General features: G+C 40.5%; 18 protein-coding genes. 17 read left to right on the top strand and 1 reads right to left on the bottom strand.

What is annotated here, in order from left to right; genetic code table 11:
- The first annotated feature begins 88 nt into the window (after positions 1 to 88).
- The 14 genes from sipZ (at position 89) to HCK02_RS00480 (ending at position 12,618) form a co-directional block, all read left to right on the top strand.
- Positions 89 to 628 carry a type I signal peptidase SipZ gene (gene sipZ, locus HCK02_RS00545; RefSeq protein ID WP_167628074.1) on the top strand — a complete coding sequence of 180 codons (540 nt, stop codon included), beginning with the start codon at positions 89 to 91 and terminating at the stop codon, positions 626 to 628.
- A gap of 12 nt (positions 629 to 640) precedes the next feature.
- Entirely contained in the window at positions 641 to 1,522 is an 882-nt protein-coding gene (gene ylqF, locus HCK02_RS00540; protein WP_167628072.1) for a ribosome biogenesis GTPase YlqF, read from the top strand.
- Entirely contained in the window at positions 1,500 to 2,264 is a 765-nt protein-coding gene (locus tag HCK02_RS00535; RefSeq protein WP_167628070.1) for a ribonuclease HII, read from the top strand. The genes ylqF and HCK02_RS00535 overlap by 23 nt, the downstream gene beginning before the upstream one ends.
- A gap of 103 nt (positions 2,265 to 2,367) precedes the next feature.
- Positions 2,368 to 2,931: a DNA-processing protein DprA gene (locus HCK02_RS14250; RefSeq protein WP_425482821.1), complete on the top strand. Its 564-nt coding sequence runs from the start codon at positions 2,368 to 2,370 to the stop codon at positions 2,929 to 2,931.
- Positions 2,837 to 3,235 (top strand): DNA-processing protein DprA, encoded by a 399-nt coding sequence (locus HCK02_RS14165; protein WP_281348861.1) that lies wholly within the window; start codon positions 2,837 to 2,839, stop codon positions 3,233 to 3,235. Before HCK02_RS14250 ends, HCK02_RS14165 begins: the two co-directional genes overlap by 95 nt.
- A 285-nt stretch (positions 3,236 to 3,520) precedes the next feature.
- Entirely contained in the window at positions 3,521 to 5,599 is a 2,079-nt protein-coding gene (gene topA, locus HCK02_RS00520; RefSeq protein WP_115752306.1) for a type I DNA topoisomerase, read from the top strand.
- A gap of 31 nt (positions 5,600 to 5,630) precedes the next feature.
- Positions 5,631 to 6,935, top strand: coding sequence for an FADH(2)-oxidizing methylenetetrahydrofolate--tRNA-(uracil(54)-C(5))-methyltransferase TrmFO (gene trmFO / locus HCK02_RS00515; RefSeq protein WP_167628065.1), 1,305 nt, complete (start codon positions 5,631 to 5,633; stop codon positions 6,933 to 6,935).
- A 237-nt stretch (positions 6,936 to 7,172) separates the two neighbouring features.
- Positions 7,173 to 8,075 carry a tyrosine recombinase XerC gene (gene xerC, locus HCK02_RS00510; protein ID WP_167628063.1) on the top strand — a complete coding sequence of 301 codons (903 nt, stop codon included), beginning with the start codon at positions 7,173 to 7,175 and terminating at the stop codon, positions 8,073 to 8,075.
- 21 nt (positions 8,076 to 8,096) lie between these two features.
- Entirely contained in the window at positions 8,097 to 8,636 is a 540-nt protein-coding gene (gene hslV / locus HCK02_RS00505; protein WP_167628061.1) for an ATP-dependent protease subunit HslV, read from the top strand.
- A 13-nt stretch (positions 8,637 to 8,649) separates the two neighbouring features.
- Positions 8,650 to 10,056: an ATP-dependent protease ATPase subunit HslU gene (gene hslU / locus HCK02_RS00500; RefSeq protein WP_167628059.1), complete on the top strand. Its 1,407-nt coding sequence runs from the start codon at positions 8,650 to 8,652 to the stop codon at positions 10,054 to 10,056.
- A 20-nt stretch (positions 10,057 to 10,076) separates the two neighbouring features.
- Positions 10,077 to 10,856 carry a GTP-sensing pleiotropic transcriptional regulator CodY gene (gene codY, locus HCK02_RS00495; RefSeq protein ID WP_167628057.1) on the top strand — a complete coding sequence of 260 codons (780 nt, stop codon included), beginning with the start codon at positions 10,077 to 10,079 and terminating at the stop codon, positions 10,854 to 10,856.
- 141 nt (positions 10,857 to 10,997) lie between these two features.
- A complete protein-coding gene (locus tag HCK02_RS00490; RefSeq protein ID WP_167628055.1) occupies positions 10,998 to 11,426 on the top strand; it encodes an acyl-CoA thioesterase in 429 nt (142 codons plus the stop codon).
- 5 nt (positions 11,427 to 11,431) lie between these two features.
- The gene (locus HCK02_RS00485) at positions 11,432 to 11,749 is read left to right on the top strand and encodes a hypothetical protein (RefSeq protein WP_167628053.1); all 318 of its coding nucleotides are present in this window, start codon (positions 11,432 to 11,434) and stop codon (positions 11,747 to 11,749) included.
- Positions 11,746 to 12,618, top strand: a complete 873-nt coding sequence (locus HCK02_RS00480; RefSeq protein ID WP_167628051.1) for an aldose 1-epimerase family protein — start codon at positions 11,746 to 11,748, stop codon at positions 12,616 to 12,618. Before HCK02_RS00485 ends, HCK02_RS00480 begins: the two co-directional genes overlap by 4 nt.
- Positions 12,619 to 12,662: 44 nt before the next feature.
- Here the strand turns inward: HCK02_RS00480 and plsY are convergent, their stop codons facing one another.
- Positions 12,663 to 13,259: a glycerol-3-phosphate 1-O-acyltransferase PlsY gene (gene plsY, locus HCK02_RS00475; RefSeq protein WP_167628049.1), complete on the bottom strand. Its 597-nt coding sequence runs from the start codon at positions 13,257 to 13,259 to the stop codon at positions 12,663 to 12,665.
- 209 nt (positions 13,260 to 13,468) lie between these two features.
- Between plsY and HCK02_RS00470 the strand changes: the two genes are divergently transcribed.
- From HCK02_RS00470 to parC, 3 genes are all read left to right on the top strand, one after another.
- Positions 13,469 to 13,876, top strand: coding sequence for a CoA-binding protein (locus tag HCK02_RS00470; protein WP_167628047.1), 408 nt, complete (start codon positions 13,469 to 13,471; stop codon positions 13,874 to 13,876).
- Positions 13,877 to 13,973: 97 nt separating this feature from the next.
- Positions 13,974 to 15,938, top strand: coding sequence for a DNA topoisomerase IV subunit B (gene parE / locus HCK02_RS00465; RefSeq protein ID WP_167628045.1), 1,965 nt, complete (start codon positions 13,974 to 13,976; stop codon positions 15,936 to 15,938).
- Entirely contained in the window at positions 15,935 to 18,397 is a 2,463-nt protein-coding gene (gene parC, locus HCK02_RS00460) for a DNA topoisomerase IV subunit A (protein WP_167628043.1), read from the top strand. The genes parE and parC overlap by 4 nt, the downstream gene beginning before the upstream one ends.
- The last annotated feature ends 45 nt before the right edge of the window (positions 18,398 to 18,442 follow it).

Here is an 18,442-nt window from a genome sequence, read left to right as displayed (position 1 = left end):
GCTTCACGGATTTTTGGCTATTCAGCGAGCTTTTTTTCGTTTATAATACGGATAGAGGTTTGGAAGTTTGATTGAGGCGGTGCAGAACGTGAAAGAGAAAAATTTGAAAATGCTTTGGGCGTGGATTTGGGCGCTTGTCGTGGCCGTTGTTTTGGCGATGATTATCCGCTTCTATTTATTCATTCCAATCATGGTAGACGGTGTTTCTATGATGCCGACCTTGCGTGATGGGGACCGAGTAATCATTAATCGCTTTGATAAAATTGAACGATTTGATGTGATTGTGTTTCGAGAAGGGAAGACAGATTATATTAAACGTGTGATTGGACTTCCCGGCGATGAAGTTGAATATAGATCTGATGTGCTCTATGTAAATGGAAAAAGATATGAGGAGCCGTATTTAGATACGTATCGTAAGAAAATGAAGGAAGGCTATTTGACAGAAAACTATAGCACGAAAGAAATGCTGAAAGATGGTAAAGTTCCAAAAGATACTTATTTTGTATTAGGGGATAACAGGCGAGCTAGTCGTGATAGTCGCATTGTTGGTCCAATCTCAAAAAGTAAAGTGCTAGGAACAGCCCCGCTAAGTTACTGGCCAATTGATAATGCCAAAATTATAAAGTAGGAGTATAAATAGATGACAATTCAGTGGTTTCCTGGTCACATGGCGAAAGCTCGCCGTGAAGTGACGGAAAAATTAAAATTAGTAGATGTGATTTTTGAATTGGTTGATGCGCGCATTCCTGTTTCATCTTCCAATCCTATGCTTGAAGAAATTATTCATCAGAAAAAAAGAGTGATTATCTTGAATAAAGCTGATATGGCAGACGAAAAGACAACGCAAGCTTGGATTCGACATTTTAAGGAAAAAGGGCTCATGGCTGTTGCGGTGAACGCGCAGCAGGGAAAGAATATGCATGCGATTGAAAAAGCAGCTGAGGCGCTTATGGCTGAAAAATTTGCGCGCTTAAGAGAACGTGGAATGAGACCGCGTGCGATTCGAGCAATGATTTTAGGGATTCCGAATGTGGGGAAATCCACGCTCATTAACCGGCTTGCTAAGAAAAATATTGCCAAAACAGGAAACAAACCGGGTGTAACGAAAGCCCAACAATGGATAAAAGTGGGGAAAGCGCTTGAACTACTTGATACGCCTGGTATTCTTTGGCCAAAATTTGAAGACCAAGAGGTAGGCTATAAATTAGCTTTAACGGGCGCTATAAAAGATGACTTGCTGAATATGGAAGATATCGCAGTTTTTGGGTTAACGTTTATTCATACTCACTACCCAAGTCAATTTCACAAATGGCATCAAGTAGAGTCGGAAAATGAAACGGGAATTGAATGGTTGAAAGAAATTGCGGAAAGAAGAGGATTCTTGGACAGATACGGTGATGCCGATTATGGGCGTGCTGCAGAATTTGTTGTACGTGAAATTCGCACACAAAAATTAGGAAGACTCTCCTTTGACTTTCCAGAAAAAGAGGACGCGGAAGATGCAGAAACTATCGATAGCTGACGTGAAAAGCTTGCTCGAGAAGGTGCAGACTGAGGACGAATTGCTCTTATTTCGAGAGGATTCCAGAAAAGGGGTAGCCAAACTAGTTGTTGCTGCTGAAAGGCGTTTAGAAAAGCAAAAAAAACTACAGGAACAATTTCAAGAAATGAAAGCCTATGAGTTGTTTTACCGGGAGCAAGGCTATCTGCAAATTGCAGGTGTGGACGAAGTGGGAAGAGGCCCACTTGCCGGTCCAGTGGTTGCTGCAGCTGTGATTTTAAAAGAGGATTTTGAATTACTCGGAATGAATGATTCCAAACAGCTTAGTGAAGCAAAGCGTCTTTTTTATAGTGAAGAGATTAAAAAACAAGCTGTTTCATATGGAATTGGTGTAGTTTCGCACGAAGTGATTGATGAAATTAACATTTATGAAGCGACAAAATGCGCGATGAAAGAGGCTTTGGATCAACTTTCTGTTACGCCTGATTATACGTTAATTGATGCGATGCCACTTGGTCACTTTGAAAATGAATGCTCAATCATTAAAGGAGATGCGAAAAGTATTTCGATCGCAGCGGCTTCCATCTTGGCTAAAGTAGAACGAGACCGAATGATGTGTGAATTTGAAGAGCTCTATCCAGGTTATGATTTTCAAAATAACATGGGCTATGGAACGAAAAAGCATCTTGAAGGCTTAGAAAAACTTGGACCATGCCCGATTCACCGAGTAAGCTTTGCTCCCGTAAAATCGTTTTTTGCTTGAAAAATTGGGTGTAGAAAACTAAATAAAAGTCTGATAATGAGCTGTCTGTTTGCAGGCAGCTTTTTTGCTTGCTTGAAAAACTTATTTTGTGGATTTTACCTTGATGATAACTTTCAGTAAGATAGCTAAAAAGGAGGTTGAATTAATGGGTTTTAAAATGGATCATTCTGAATGGAGGCGGCTGGCTAGGTTACCTGCTAGGAGGCGCGCAGAACTATTTGATCAGTATCGTAATCAAAAAACGAGCAAAGGAATTTTGACGTGCTTATCTAGGGAGGAACGAAAGTGCGTGGAGAGCGAAACGATAGGCTTTCCCATTTTTTTTGAGGAAGGTGGGCGACTCGTTTTTTATGATGAAGATTGCTATCCTTATCTGTTACGCGAGATTGCTTATCCACCTCCGTTTCTGTTTGCGAAAGGAGACTTTTCATTGTTAACAAAGGACTTGATTACGGTGATTGGAGCACATCAGATGCGCCCTTACGGAAAGGCAGTGGCTCGTTTTTTTACAAGAGGCTTGATGAAATCGAAATTTGGAGTGCTGACTGGTACTTTGAACGGAAGAAACTGTTTTGAGAACGTCAGTTGGACTAGGTGGCCACGTAGTGTGTGTATTAGCGTCAGGGCATCACTCCATTTTCCCGAAAAACAGTCGGTCTTTGCTTGAAAAAGTTGAGCAGAAAGGGGTAACAATTTCTGAATATGCGCCAGACACTGTGTTTGACTCTAAATTTTTGGAGGAACGAAGCAGGCTGCTAAGCGGACTTGCGAGAGGAATACTGCTTACGGAGGAAAAATTGCGAGGAGGGTCACTTCTTACTATTCAGTATGCAGTTGAACAAAATCGGGAAGTTTTTGTGGTTCCTGGAAATATTTTTTCAGATGGCTCAGCGGGCGCACATTCACTGATTATGGAAGGGGCAAGGCTTGTGACAAACCCTAAGCAGGTTGTGGAAAGTTTCATATTTTGACTCAAAGAATTAAATTTTCATGAGAAACAGGGGATTTAGCTTGCATTTCTAAAATTTTTAAGATAAGTTTGCTAAGGGACGGCATAAACCTTCTATATTAAGTGCGTAAAATTTAGTTTGAGAAATATATGGATTGACAAACTATTTTTTACGGGCTATGATTGACTACTGAATCAAGTTGTTCGAACACTTTGGATAATTTGAACAGTACAACGAGGCAAAAAATAAAAGCTTCATCATTTATTTAGCCCGTTTATTTGACCCAATTAGGGAGGAAATGAATACATGGCAGACTATCTTGTTATTGTAGAATCACCAGCAAAAGCTAAAACAATTGAAAAATATCTCGGAAAAAAATATCAAGTTAAAGCTTCAATGGGACATGTTCGCGATTTACCGAAGAGCCAGATGGGCGTTGATTTTGAACATGACTTTGAACCTAAATATATTACGATCCGTGGTAAAGGACCTGTTTTAAAAGAATTGAAACAAGCGGCTAAAAAAGCTAAAAAAGTTTATCTCGCAGCTGACCCCGACAGAGAAGGAGAAGCAATCGCTTGGCATTTAGCGAATAGCTTAGAACTTGATCAATCAGACGATCTGCGGGTCGTTTTTAATGAAATCACGAAAGATGCTGTTAAGGAATCTTTTAAACATCCGCGTAAGATTGATATGGATCTTGTTGATGCCCAGCAAGCTCGGCGTGTACTTGACAGACTTGTAGGTTACAACATCAGCCCCATTCTTTGGAAAAAAATTAAAAAAGGTTTGAGTGCAGGACGTGTACAGTCGATTGCACTTCGTTTGATTATTGATCGTGAAAAAGAAATCAATAACTTTAAACCTGAGGAATACTGGACGATTGATGGCAACTTCAAAAAGGGTCGTAAGGCTTTTCAAGCTAATTTTTATGGCGTAGATGGCAAAAAGAAAAAATTACAAAATGCTGCAGATGTTAAAGAAGTTATGGCCAAAATCAAAGGTAAAGAATATGAAGTGGTAGAAGTTACGAAAAAAGAACGGCTTCGTAATCCAGCTGCACCATTCACAACTTCTTCGCTTCAACAAGAAGCTGCGCGTAAACTGAACTTTAGAACGCGTAAAACAATGATGCTTGCGCAACAACTTTATGAAGGAATAAAACTGGGGAGACAAGGAACGGTTGGTTTAATTACCTATATGCGTACGGACTCAACTCGAATTTCCGACACAGCAACAAATGAAGCTTACAACTATATTGAAGAAAATTATGGGACTGATTTTGCACGCAAGAAAAAGCGGCAAGATAAGAATCAAAAGGGTTCACAAGATGCCCATGAAGCGATTCGGCCAACGAGTGTTTTACGTTCACCACAAGAAATGAAAGAATACTTAAGTCGCGATCAACTTCGACTTTATCGTTTGATTTGGGAACGCTTTGTTGCAAGCCAGATGACACCTGCTGTTCTTGATACGATGCGTGTGGATATGGAAAATAACGGGGTTCGCTTCCGAGCAAATGGTTCGAAAATCAAATTTGCTGGTTTCATGAAAGTTTATGTTGAAAGTAACGACGATAATAAAGAAGAAAAAGAAAACATTTTACCAGAGTTAAAACAAGGCGATAAAGTGACCTCGGAGTCGCTTGAACAGCGTCAACATTTCACACAGCCACCTCCACGCTATACAGAAGCGAGACTTGTGCGGACACTTGAAGAGATTGGTGTGGGTAGACCTTCTACTTATTCACCAACGATTGATACCATTCAACGTCGTAATTACGTTTCACTAACTAATAAACGTTTTGCGCCAACTGAACTGGGAGAAATCGTCAACGAAATGATCGCTGAATACTTCCCGGAAATTTTAGATGTTAGCTTTACGGCGGACATGGAAAACGATCTGGATGAGATTGAACATGGGAAAATGCAATGGATCAAAGTAATTGATGAGTTTTATAAGCAATTTGAACCGCATGTGAAACGCGCGGATGAAGAAATGGAAAAAATTGAAATTAAAGATGAGCCTGCAGGGATTGATTGTGATGTTTGTGGTGCTCCTATGGTATATAAAATGGGAAAATACGGGAAGTTCTTAGCTTGCAGTCGTTTTCCTGAATGTCGCAACACAAAGGCGATTGTAAAAGAAATTGGCGTTACTTGTCCGAAATGTCGTGAAGGGCAAGTTATCGAAAGAAAAAGCAAGAAAAACCGTATTTTTTATGGCTGTAATCGGTACCCAGATTGTGATTATGTATCTTGGGATAAACCGGTTGAACGTCCTTGTCCGAAATGTGGTGAGCACGCACTTGTTGAGAAGAAATTGAAAAAAGGTGTTCAAGTGCAGTGTACGAACTGTGATTACAAAGAAGAAGCACAAAAATAAGTTGGAAGTCGTTTTGAAGGAGGAAGGTTAGTTGGAGAAAACAGTCAATGTAATTGGAGCAGGACTAGCAGGAAGTGAAGCTGCTTGGCAATTAGCAAAGCGTGGCATAAAGGTACATTTGTACGAAATGCGCCCTGTTAAGCAAACCCCTGCGCATCACACCGATAAATTTGCCGAGCTAGTTTGTACGAACTCACTTCGTGCAAATGGCTTAACAAATGCTGTTGGTGTGATCAAAGAAGAAATGCGAATGCTCGATTCGATTATTATCAAAGCAGCTGACCTTGCTTCTGTCCCTGCGGGAGGAGCGCTTGCGGTTGATCGCCATGAATTTTCTGGATATGTAACGGAACAAGTGAAAAATCATCCGCTTGTTACAGTCTTTAACGAAGAAGTAACAGAAATTCCAGAAGGTCCAACGATTATTGCTACTGGACCGCTCACAAGTGAGGCTTTGGCTGAAGAAATTCGCAAAGTGACCGGAGAAGATTATCTGTATTTTTACGATGCAGCAGCACCAATCATCGAAAAAGATAGCATTGACATGGATAAAGTTTATTTGAAATCGCGTTATGACAAAGGGGAAGCAGCTTATCTCAACTGTCCAATGACACAAGAGGAGTTTACTGCCTTCTATGAAGCTTTGATCAGTGCGGAAACAGCTGAATTAAAAAGCTTTGAAAAAGAAATTTTCTTTGAAGGCTGTATGCCGATTGAAGTGATGGCAAAACGGGGAATCAAAACCATGTTGTTTGGTCCTCTTAAACCAGTCGGATTGGAAGATCCGAAAACAGGCAAGCGTCCTTATGCGGTACTCCAACTTCGTCAAGATGATGCAGCTGGGACGCTCTACAATATGGTAGGTTTCCAAACGCATTTAAAATGGGGCGAACAAAAACGTGTTTTCCAAATGATTCCTGGTTTAGAGAATGCTGAAATCATTCGTTATGGTGTGATGCACCGAAACACCTTTATCAATTCCCCAAAGGCGATGCAAAATACGTATCAACTAAAAACGCGAAAAGATTTGTTCTTTGCCGGTCAAATGACAGGCGTAGAAGGCTACGTGGAATCAGCTGCTAGCGGTCTTGCTGCTGGAATTAATGCAGCACGTTTTGTTTCAGGAGAAGAGCCAGTTGTATTTCCAAGAGAAAGTGCGATAGGCAGCATGGCGAGTTATATCACTTCGACGAATACGAAAACTTTCCAACCAATGAACGTCAACTTTGGATTGTTCCTGGAACTTCCTGAAAAAATCCGTGCAAAACAAGAACGAAATGCTAAATTAGCTGAAAGAGCATTAGAGGCTATAAAAAGTGTTGCAGAAGAATTGTAAAACGACTATAATGGATAAGGGCTAGTCTGCTTCTGCTAGCCTTTATTCTCTTTTGATTTCATTTGTTTGAATAGTCCAACTTTTATACAGTAGCTTTGACAGTTTGGCTATAGCTTTTCAAACCCTTGAATTGATGCGGATTCTAATTTAATTGGAAATGTTGTGAAAAATGCGTAAAATTATTGCAACTCGCTTTCCCTTGTGTTACGATGGAATTGTTTGAGAGGTGGATTTATCATGAAAGAAGAGCAATTTTTACCAAAGTTTATGGATTATCTTCGAGTAGAAAGAAACTATTCGGATAATACGGAAATTGCCTATTTTGAAGATATTCATGATTTTCAAACTTTTTTAAATCAACAAGCAATTGAAAGCTTCACAGAAGTAGACTATATGGTAGTCCGTTTGTATCTAACGATGTTAAATGAACGACAATTTTCACGCACGTCTGTGGCACGAAAGATTTCGAGTTTGCGCAGTTTTTATCATTTTTTGATTCGTGAGAGTGTACTTTCCGATAATCCATTTACATATGTCTCACACGCAAAAAAAGATCTTAGGCTTCCAAAGTTTTTCTACAATGAAGAAATGGAAGCTTTATTTCAGGTCGTTTATCAAAATGATGAACCGCTTACGCTTCGTGATCGCGTTATTTTAGAACTTCTTTATGGAACTGGAATACGTGTTTCTGAAGCTGCGCAAATACAGCTTTCTGACATTGATAATGCCTATCAAGCTATTTTGATAAAAGGAAAAGGAAACAAAGAAAGATATGTTCCATTTGGCTCTTTTTTGGAGGATGCACTGCAAACGTATCTAGAAAATGGCCGGAGCATTCTCTCAAACAAATATCATAAACATCATGATGCTTTACTTATAAATCATTACGCTGACCCGCTATCAACTCGCGGAATTCGCTATTGTTTAACGAAGATTATTGAAAAAGCAGCTTTAACTAGAAAAATTCATCCACATATGTTGCGACATACTTTTGCAACGGATCTTTTAAACAACGGAGCGGATATGCGTACGGTTCAAGAGCTTCTAGGCCATGCGAGTTTATCTTCTACACAAATCTATACCCATGTGACTAAAGAGCATCTTAAAACTACTTACATGAAGCATCATCCTCGGGCATGAAAAATAGGAGGTAGTTGACTAATGGAATTGCATGCAACGACAATTTTCGCTGTTAAGCATAATAGAAAAGGTGCGATGGCAGGAGACGGGCAAGTAACACTTGGTGAATCAGTGGTTATGAAACACACAGCACGAAAAGTAAGACGTTTGTTTCACGACCGTGTCATTGCTGGATTTGCTGGATCAGTTGCCGACGCATTTACATTGTTTGAAAAATTTGAAAGTAAACTAAATGAATATAATGGAAATTTAGAACGTGCAGCGGTGGAACTTGCTAAAGAGTGGCGTAGTGATAATGCGCTTCGAAAACTAGAGGCGATGTTAATTGTAATGGATGAAGAAACACTGTTACTCGTTTCCGGAACTGGGGAAGTGATTGAGCCTGATGATGGGATACTCGCGATTGGTTCTGGCGGAAATTATGCACTGGCTGCTGGTCGAGCGTTGATGCGTCATAATGGAAACGACATGGAAGCAAAAGAGATTGCTAAACATGCGCTTGAGATCGCTTCAGAAATTTGTGTTTTCACAAACGGCAATATTATCGTAGAAGAATTATAAAGAGGTGATAGAGGTGGAAAACGGAGCAACTTTAGAGTTAACGCCACGTCAAATTGTTGAAAAGCTAGATCAATATATTATTGGTCAAACGGGTGCTAAGAAATCAGTCGCCGTAGCCCTTAGAAATCGCTATCGCCGAATGATGATGGAAGAAGCGATGCGCGATGAAATCGTTCCGAAAAACATTTTAATGATCGGACCAACTGGTGTTGGGAAAACGGAAATTGCACGTCGAATTGCAAAAATAGTAAAAGCTCCTTTTACAAAAGTAGAAGCTACGAAATTTACAGAAGTCGGTTATGTTGGACGTGATGTCGAATCGATGGTTCGTGATTTAGTAGAAGTTTCTGTTCGTCTTGTAAAAGAAGAAAAAATGCAATCAGTACGTTTTAAAGCTGAAAAAAATGCTGAGAAGAAAATTATTAAATTGCTAGCACCAGCAGAAAAGAAAAAACAAACAACTTCGCAAAACCCATTTGAAGCACTCTTTCAAAACGCTTCTCGTTCGGCAGAAGAAGAAAATGAGCCCGTTGATGAAACGCTGAAGCAAAAACGGAATCAACTTGAGTATCGGCTAGAACGAGGCGAGCTAGATGATGAAATGGTGACAGTTGAAGTGACCGAACAACAAACCCCAATGTTTGACATGATGCGCGGTGGGGGAATGGATCAATTAGCAGGGATGCAGGAAGCTTTTTCCAGTCTCTTACCAAAAAATAAAAAGAAACGCCGAGTGACGGTAAAAGAAGCGAAGCAAATCTTGTTTGAGGATGAAGCTTCAAAATTAATTGATCAAGAAGAAGTAGCAGCATTAGCTGTGAGAAGAGCTGAACAGACGGGAATTATCTTTATAGATGAAATAGATAAGGTAGCGGCAAAAGAAGGCGGAAACGGCGCCCAAGTTTCACGAGAAGGCGTGCAAAGGGACATCCTTCCGATTGTTGAAGGCTCCCAAGTGGCAACGAAATACGGACTTGTTAATACAGAATTTATTTTATTTATTGCCGCTGGAGCGTTTCATATGTCTAAGCCATCTGATTTGATTCCTGAACTTCAAGGTCGCTTTCCGATTCGGATTGAACTGGATAAATTGTCGCAAGAGGACTTTGTCAAGATCTTAACTGAGCCGGATAACGCACTAATCAAGCAATATAAGGCATTACTTCGCTCAGAAGGCATTGAACTTATTTTCACCAAAGAAGCTGTTGCAAGACTCGCTGAAATTGCTTTTCAAGTTAACCAAGAAACAGACAATATTGGTGCAAGACGACTCCATACGATTCTTGAAAAACTGCTTGAAGATCTGCTTTTCGAAGCACCTGATATCAACTTAGACCAAGTAACGATCACAGAAAAATATGTGAATGAAAAGCTTGATTCGATTATGCAAAGTAAAGATTTAACTCAATTTATTTTATAAAACTTTAGGAGGAGCTAATTATGAGCTTATTAGAAAAAACAAGAAAGATTAATGCAATGTTACAAAACACGTCAGGGAAAACTGTAAACTTCAAAGAAATGGCTGATACACTGAGTGATGTTATTGAAGCCAATACTTATATTGTTAGTCGTAAAGGAAAACTTCTTGGTTATTCCGAAATTTTACCGATTGAAAATGAACGGATGAAGCAAATGCTTTCTGAACGTCAATTTCCAGAAGAGTACACACAAAGTTTATTTAATGTTAATGAAACTTCTGCAAACCTGGAAGTTTCCAGCCAATACACAGCTTTTCCAATTGAAAATAGCGATTTATTTACAAAAGGCTTAACGACAATTGTTCCTGTTGTTGGTGGCGGAGAACGTCTTGGAACTTTGATTTTGTCCCGTATGGAAAGCAACTTTACAGATGATGATCTTTTACTTGCTGAATACGGAAGTACAGTAGTGGGTATGGAAATCCTTCACGAAAAAGCAGAAGAAATCGAAGAAGAAGCGCGTAGCCGTGCGGTTGTACAAATGGCGATTAGCTCGCTTTCATACAGTGAACTGGAAGCAATTGAACATATCTTTGATGAATTAAATGGAAAAGAAGGTTTGCTAGTTGCTTCTAAAATTGCTGACCGTGTCGGAATTACTCGTTCTGTCATCGTCAATGCACTTCGTAAATTAGAAAGTGCCGGCGTTATTGATTCACGTTCACTTGGAATGAAAGGGACATTCATTCGTGTCTTAAATGACAAATTCTTAGTTGAACTTGAAAAGCTAAAAAATAACTAAATGTAAAATATCGGCCTCTTGTTTTTTAGAATTGCTTCTGGTAATTAGAAAACAAGAGGCTTTTTATTATACTTAGATTTCTTTTTTTAGTGATAATTTGCTAAAATAGAGAAGGATACTGTTTTTTGGAGGGACGATTGGATGTCATACACAGAAACCAAAATAGAAGTTCGTTACGCAGAAACGGATCAAATGGGCGTTGTTTACCACGCGAATTACCTCGTATGGATGGAGCTCGCGCGAAATCACTTTATCGAAGAAAGCTTAGGACTCCGCTACTACGACATGGAACAGCGCGGCTTTTTATCACCGGTGATTGACGTTTCGGTTCATTACGGAAAACCACTGCGTTACGGGCAAGAAGCAATAGTTAAGACTTGGTTAGTCGCTTACGACGGATTACGCGTCACATACGGCTATGAAATTCGTTATGCAGATAGTGGCGAAATTGCCATTACCGGAGAAACAAAACATGTTTGTGTCACTAAAGAAGATTTTAAACCGGTTGCGCTAAAGCGAGAATTAAAAGATTGGCATGAAAAATACTTGCAAGCACTCGAGGAAGGGTGAGCGAGATGGCCTTTGGGGTAAAGCGTGATGAATTAATGGCGTTTAAAAAAAAGGCAGAACGAGGCGAAATTGCACTTTTAACGCATTACTGGATTGATGAACGGTTCCCAAATTCTAAAACAGTTACAAAAGCGGCGAGCGCTGATGTTGAGGCCTTAAAAAAATGGGGACGAAGCTATCACTTGCCAGAAAACTATATTGATTATGGACATAAGAATTTACCGCATTATGATTTATTTGGAGATATTCAACTAGAAATTCTAGAAAAAGAAGGAAAATGGGATCAAATTGAACGATTTCATTTGAAGGGAGACAAGGAATGATTAAATTAGAAAATGAGGCGCTACTGGTTGAGTTAACCGAGCAAGGAGCAGAACTCACGAAGATTTATCACAAGAAAACGGAGCTTGATTACTTGTGGGATGCCGATCAAGCGTTTTGGGGGAGACACGCTCCTATTTTATTTCCAACAGTAGGTCGCTTAGTGGATGATACATACTACGTAGATGGTGAGGCATTTCATTTAACGCAACATGGCTTTGCGCGAGATAAAGTGTTTACCGTAGTCAAATTAGTTGAAAATCAAGTTGTTCTTGAGTTGCTCGCTGATGACAAATCAAAAATTATCTACCCTTTTTCGTTTCGCTTAAGAGTCACTTATACTTTACTTGATGATCAAATCCGAGTGGAATATCAAGTTGAGAATACAGATAATCGTCGCATTTATTTTTCAATTGGGGCACACCCTGCCTTTAACGTTCCACTTACTGAAGGAACAAAATTTGAAGATTACTATCTTGACTTTGGTCAAAAAGAAAAACTGGATACGCTTTTACTTGAAGGCCCGTATCGTAGCGGAGAGTTGAAAGCTCTCTCTACTGAAAAAACGGATACGCTCGATTTAGATTATTCTTTATTTGAAAATGATGCCTTGATTTTTGAGGGGCTAAGCGGGAATGAAATCGCGATTCGCTCGAAAAAACATCCTCATTTTGTTAAAGTCTCCTTCCCACATTTTCCTTTTGTAGGCATCTGGACACCAGGGAATGACGCACCATTTTTATGTATTGAACCATGGTTTGGAATTGCAGATGGCGTTGGGAATTCCGTTGAGCTTCGAGATAAAGCAGGCATCGAGCAGCTTGATCCAGAAGCCATTTTCACGTCTGAATATCGCATTCAAATTGGATAAAAAAAGGAATTCAGCGTACAATGAGTACGCTGAATTCCTTCGCTTTACATCCAAGTGATTTTAGGTTCCTCACCATTTCGAATTCGATTAATATTGGCACGGTGTCGCCAAATGATAAATAGGGCTAAGCAAGTGATGAGCACAATTAAAATTAGATCGCCCATAAAAAGAGAGATTATAAATGCGGCCACAGCTGCAACCATCGAACTTAATGATACATATTTGCTGATTTTCAGCGTTAAAAGAAAAACAAGAATCGCTGCGATGAATAAAAGCGGTGCATAAGCAAGGACGACCCCTGCCGACGTGGCAACAGCTTTACCACCTCTGAAGCCAGCAAAGATGGGAAAACTATGCCCAATGATTGCAAAAACCCCCACGAGTAGCATAAAATGTCCATCAAGTTGCGGTAAAAAGAAGAAAGGAAGAAGCGTTGCAAGCGATCCTTTTAAAATGTCAAGGACAGTCACAACAGAGCCTGCCTTTACGCCAAGAACGCGAAACGAGTTTGTCGCGCCTAAATTTCCGCTACCAAATTCGCGAATGTCTTTTTTGTAAAATATTTTCCCGATCCAAAGACCGGATGGAATCGATCCAATGATGTATGCAGCAAGGCACAATAAAACCAATTTGGCAATCATATTAAAACCCCTTTTGTAACGGTATTTTCTGTTATGAATTATAGCATAGTTTACGCATAAATGGTGAAAAAGCGTGGAATTTGGTTTCTCTTTTTAGTCAACTCTTGGCTAGTGGCTTTACAATGAGGAGTTTAAACGATAAAATAGTATTTTGAATGAAACGTTAAACAACGAACGAACTTCTTGTTAGAACGAAAGGAGTAAATGGCGTGCAAAATCCGAGTAAACAACAAATTGATACAATTCTAAAATCTGCTAAAACGATTGCAGTTGTTGGTTTGAGTGATAAACCAGAACGAACGAGTTACCAAGTTGCAAAAGTCATGCAGGAAGCGGGGTACCGAATAATTCCCGTCAATCCGAATGCGTCAGAAATTCTTTCGGAGAAAACGGTAGCGAGCCTTGACGAAATTGACGAGCATGTAGATATTGTCAACGTTTTCAGGCGTTCTGAGTTTTTGCCAGAAGTTGCACGCGATTTTCTAAAAATGGATGCTGATGTTTTCTGGGCACAACTGGGCCTTTTTAACGAGGAAGCCTATGAGCTTTTAAAAGATAGCCATCCCGTAATCATGGATAAGTGTATCAAAGTGGCTTACCGCGAAATGGAACATTAACAGGTGAACAGGTTCTTTCCGGGCCTGTTTTTTCACGGCTTTCTAGAGCAGCTTAAGAAAATACGACTTACTTGGAATTGAAAGGAGTTATGGATAGATGAAAAAAAGTGAATACAATGATGATTCTATTCAGGTGTTAGAAGGACTGGAAGCAGTTCGAAAAAGACCTGCCATGTATATCGGCTCAACCGACGTACGCGGACTTCATCATTTAGTATATGAAATTGTCGATAATTCGGTCGACGAAGCTTTAAATGGATATGGAAAAGAAATCAAAGTTATTTTACATGAAGATGGTAGTGTCAGTGTAACAGACCACGGTCGGGGAATGCCAATCGGTATGCATAAAACGGGGAAATCAACTGTCGAAGTCATTTTGACCGTTCTTCATGCTGGTGGTAAATTTGGCCAAGAAGGCGGCTATAAAACAAGTGGTGGATTGCACGGTGTGGGTTCATCGGTTGTTAATGCGCTTTCAGAATGGCTAACAGTCACGATTCACCGGGATCAAGCTGTTTATGAACAACGCTTTGAACATGGCGGGAAACCGGCCAGCAAGCTCACTAAAATCGGCAAGGCAAAAGATACAGGAACGACACTCCGGTTTAAGCCCGATCCAGAGATTTTCCCAGTTACATCGTTTAACTATGAAGTCTTGTCAGAACGTCTGCGCGAATCCGCGTTCTTGCTTAAAGGTTTACGTATTGAACTGATTGACGAACGTGTTGGCATGGGCGAAGTGTTTTATTTTGAAGAAGGCGTTAAAAACTTTGTTGAGTATATCAACGAAGGAAAAGACGTTTTACATCCAGTTGTAGCTTTTGAAGGCGAAAGCAATGATATCGAAATCGAAATGGCTTTTCAGTTCAATGACGGCTACTCGGAAACCGTTCTTAGCTTTGTTAACAACGTCCGCACCCCTAATGCAGGGACGCACGAAGCAGGAATGCGCTCAGCTATGACACGTGTGTTTAATGAATATGCCAAACGTGTTGGGCTGTTAAAAGAAAAAGATAAAAATCTTGAAGGAAGCGATATTCGTGAAGGCTTAGCTGCTGTTTTGTCTGTTCGCGTACCAGAACGCATGCTTCAATTTGAAGGACAAACGAAAGAAAAATTAGGAACGACCGAAGCCCGTGCGGCAACGGATGCTGTGGTTGCGGAGCATATTGCTTATTTTCTTGCAGAAAATCCTGATACAAGCAGTTTGCTCATTAAAAAAGCAATCAAAGCGCGTGAAGCACGTGAAGCCGCTCGAAAAGCGCGTGAAGAGACACGGAATGGCAAGAAGCGGAAACGTTCAGAAACACTTCTTTCTGGGAAATTGACGCCCGCACAATCGCGTAATGCAAGTCGGAACGAACTTTACTTGGTGGAGGGGGATTCGGCCGGTGGTTCGGCTAAGCAAGGTCGAGATCGGCATTTTCAAGCGATTTTGCCACTTCGAGGAAAAGTGATTAACGCCGAAAAAGCGAAACTTCAAGATATCTTGAAAAATGAAGAAATCAATACCATTATTCATACAGTAGGCGCTGGTGTTGGACCAGAATTTGAAGTCGATGATTGCAATTACGATAAAGTGATCATTATGACGGATGCGGATACGGACGGAGCGCACATTCAAGTGCTGCTCTTAACTTTCTTCTACCGGTATATGAGGCCGCTTGTTGAAGCTGGGAAAGTGTATATTGCTTTACCTCCACTTTACAAAGTGAGTAAGGGCAGCGGTAAAAAAGAAGTAATTGAATATGCTTGGACGGATGACGAACTAGATGGAGCTATCCAAAAAATTGGGAAAGGCTACATGATCCAACGCTACAAAGGTCTTGGGGAAATGAATGCCGATCAACTTTGGGAAACAACTATGAATCCAGAAACGCGGACTTTGATTCGTGTTCGGATGGAAGATGTGGCAAGAGCTGAACGCCGCGTTGCAACCCTTATGGGAGACAAAGTAGAACCGCGCCGGAAGTGGATTGAATCTCACGTGGAATTTAGCTTGGAAGATGATTCCAATATCCTAGATAACGAAAATATGGTAGAGGGGGCGGATGAATCTTGAGTAATACACCTGGACAACAAATTCAAGATTTAGCGCTTGAAGAGGTAATGGGCGACCGTTTTGGACGCTATAGTAAATACATTATTCAAGAACGTGCGCTTCCAGATGCGCGTGATGGCCTGAAACCCGTTCAAAGACGGATTTTATTCGCGATGAATGAAGAGGGCAATACAGCTGAAAAAGGATTTCGTAAGTCGGCCAAAACGGTCGGAAACGTAATCGGGAATTACCATCCGCATGGGGATACGTCTGTTTATGATGCGATGGTTCGGATGAGTCAAGACTGGAAAGTGCGCAATGTGCTGATTGAAATGCACGGAAATAACGGGAGTGTGGATGGAGATCCGGCTGCTGCGATGCGTTATACGGAAGCAAGGCTTGCTCCGATTGCTGCGGAACTTTTACGTGATATTGAGAAGGAAACGGTTGATTTTGTACCGAACTTTGATGATACATCAAGCGAACCAACTGTGCTTCCAGCTCGCTTTCCTAATTTGCTAGTTAATGGCTCGACTGGGATTTCTGCTGGTTATGCGACAGATATTCCGCCGCATAATCTGAGCGAAATCATTGATGCGGTCATTAAACGACTTGATGCTCCTGATTGTGATCTTTCGGCGTTGCTTAAAATCGTGAAAGGCCCGGATTTCCCAACTGGTGGGATTATCCAAGGTGCTGATGGCATCCGGAAAGCTTATGAAACCGGGAAAGGTCGCGTTGTCGTTCGTTCAAAAACAGCAATTGAAGATATCCGTGGGGGTAGAAAGCAAATTTCGGTTTATGAAATTCCGTATGAAGTGAATAAAGCAAATCTTGTCAAACGGATTGATGAACTAAGACTGGATAAAAAAATTGAAGGGATTTCAGAAGTTCGTGATGAAACAGACCGGACGGGCTTAAGAATTGCAATTGAACTGAAAAAAGAAGCCAATGCAGAAGGTGTCTTGAATTACTTATTCAAAAATACGGATCTGCAAGTGAGCTATAATTTCAACATGGTAGCCATTTTCAATAAGCGACCTGTTTTGATGGGGCTAATTGGGTTGCTAGACGCTTATATTGCGCATCAAAAAGAAATTATCACAAAGCGTTCGGAGTTTGATATTCGGAAAGCACGTGCGCGTGAGCATATCTTAGCTGGGCTGATAAAAGCTCTCTCGATTCTTGATGAAGTCATTCGCTTGATTCGTGAATCGAAAGATAAGCGTGATGCAAAACTAAATTTACAAGATCGCTATGATTTTAGTGAAAAGCAAGCAGAAGCGATTGTTTCGTTACAACTTTATCGTTTAACTAATACAGATATTACAGAACTGAAAGAAGAAGCGAAGGAATTGCAAGAAAAAATCAGTCGCCTAGAGAAAATTTTACAGAATCCAAGCGAACTTATCGCTGTTTTAAAAGATGAGCTAAAAGAAATCAAGAAGAAATATAAAACAGCTCGCTTGACTGAAATCCAAGCTGAAATTGAAGAAATTAAAATTGATACAGAAGTGCTTGTCGCAAGTGAAGATGTGGTTGTTTCGGTGACGAAAGAAGGCTATGTCAAACGTACGAGTATGCGTTCTTATAGCGCTTCAAATGGTCAAGATTTGGCGATGAAGGATTTAGATCACCCGATTTTTATCGAAAAACTGAATACGATGGACTCGCTTCTAATGTTTACAAGTCGCGGAAACTTCATTTATCGACCGGTGCATGAGCTTCCAGAAATGCGCTGGAAAAACTTGGGTGACCATATTAGTCACTTAGCAGGTGATTTAGCTCAAGGAGAAGAAATTATTGCTGCAAAAGGCATTTCGAAATTCGACGATGCGCATTACTTCCTGTTTGTGACGCGAAATGGGATGATCAAAACCTCGCTTATTTCAAATTACAAGCCGCAGCGCTACTCTAAATCCATGATGGCGATTAAACTCAAAGCGGACGATGAGCTTTTAAGCGTTGATGTGATCGATCAGTCAGAAGATGTGTTCCTTGCAAGCAAATTTGGTTATGGCTTACGTTATGCTGTCAGCGAAGTACCTGATTCTGGCACAAGAACGGCGGGTGTCAAGGCGATCAATTTGAAGAGCGGTGACGAGGTAAGTGGAGCCGTTGTTATTCCAAAAGAGGAGACGAAAAAACTCTTCTTGCTTACGCAGCGTGGCTCACTGAAAAAAATGAAGCTTGCTGAATTTGAACCAATTTCACGTGCTAAGCGTGGTTTGATTATGCTTCGCGAATTGAAAAACAGCCCGCATCGCGTTTTCGATGTTTTCCTTGCGGCCGATGATGAATTGTTGATGATTGAAACGGATAAGGAACAGTTTGTCGAAGTCGAGCTGAAAAATGTGCGGACGGCTGATCGCTATTCGAATGGCTCGTTTGTTGTCGATGAGGCACTGGAAGGGAAACCAGCCGATGCTTGGTTAGAGATTCCTGAGATTAAAGAAGAACCTAGTGAAACAAATTCGTAACAGCTAAAAATCAGCTATTCTAGCAAAAGATTGTGGAGAGGAGCT

Source organism: Listeria valentina (assembly GCF_011800755.1).
In the GTDB taxonomy this organism is placed as follows: domain Bacteria; phylum Bacillota; class Bacilli; order Lactobacillales; family Listeriaceae; genus Listeria; species Listeria valentina.
The sequence above is the reverse complement of the archived record's forward strand: the minus strand, read 5'-3'. Positions and strand labels throughout refer to the sequence as shown.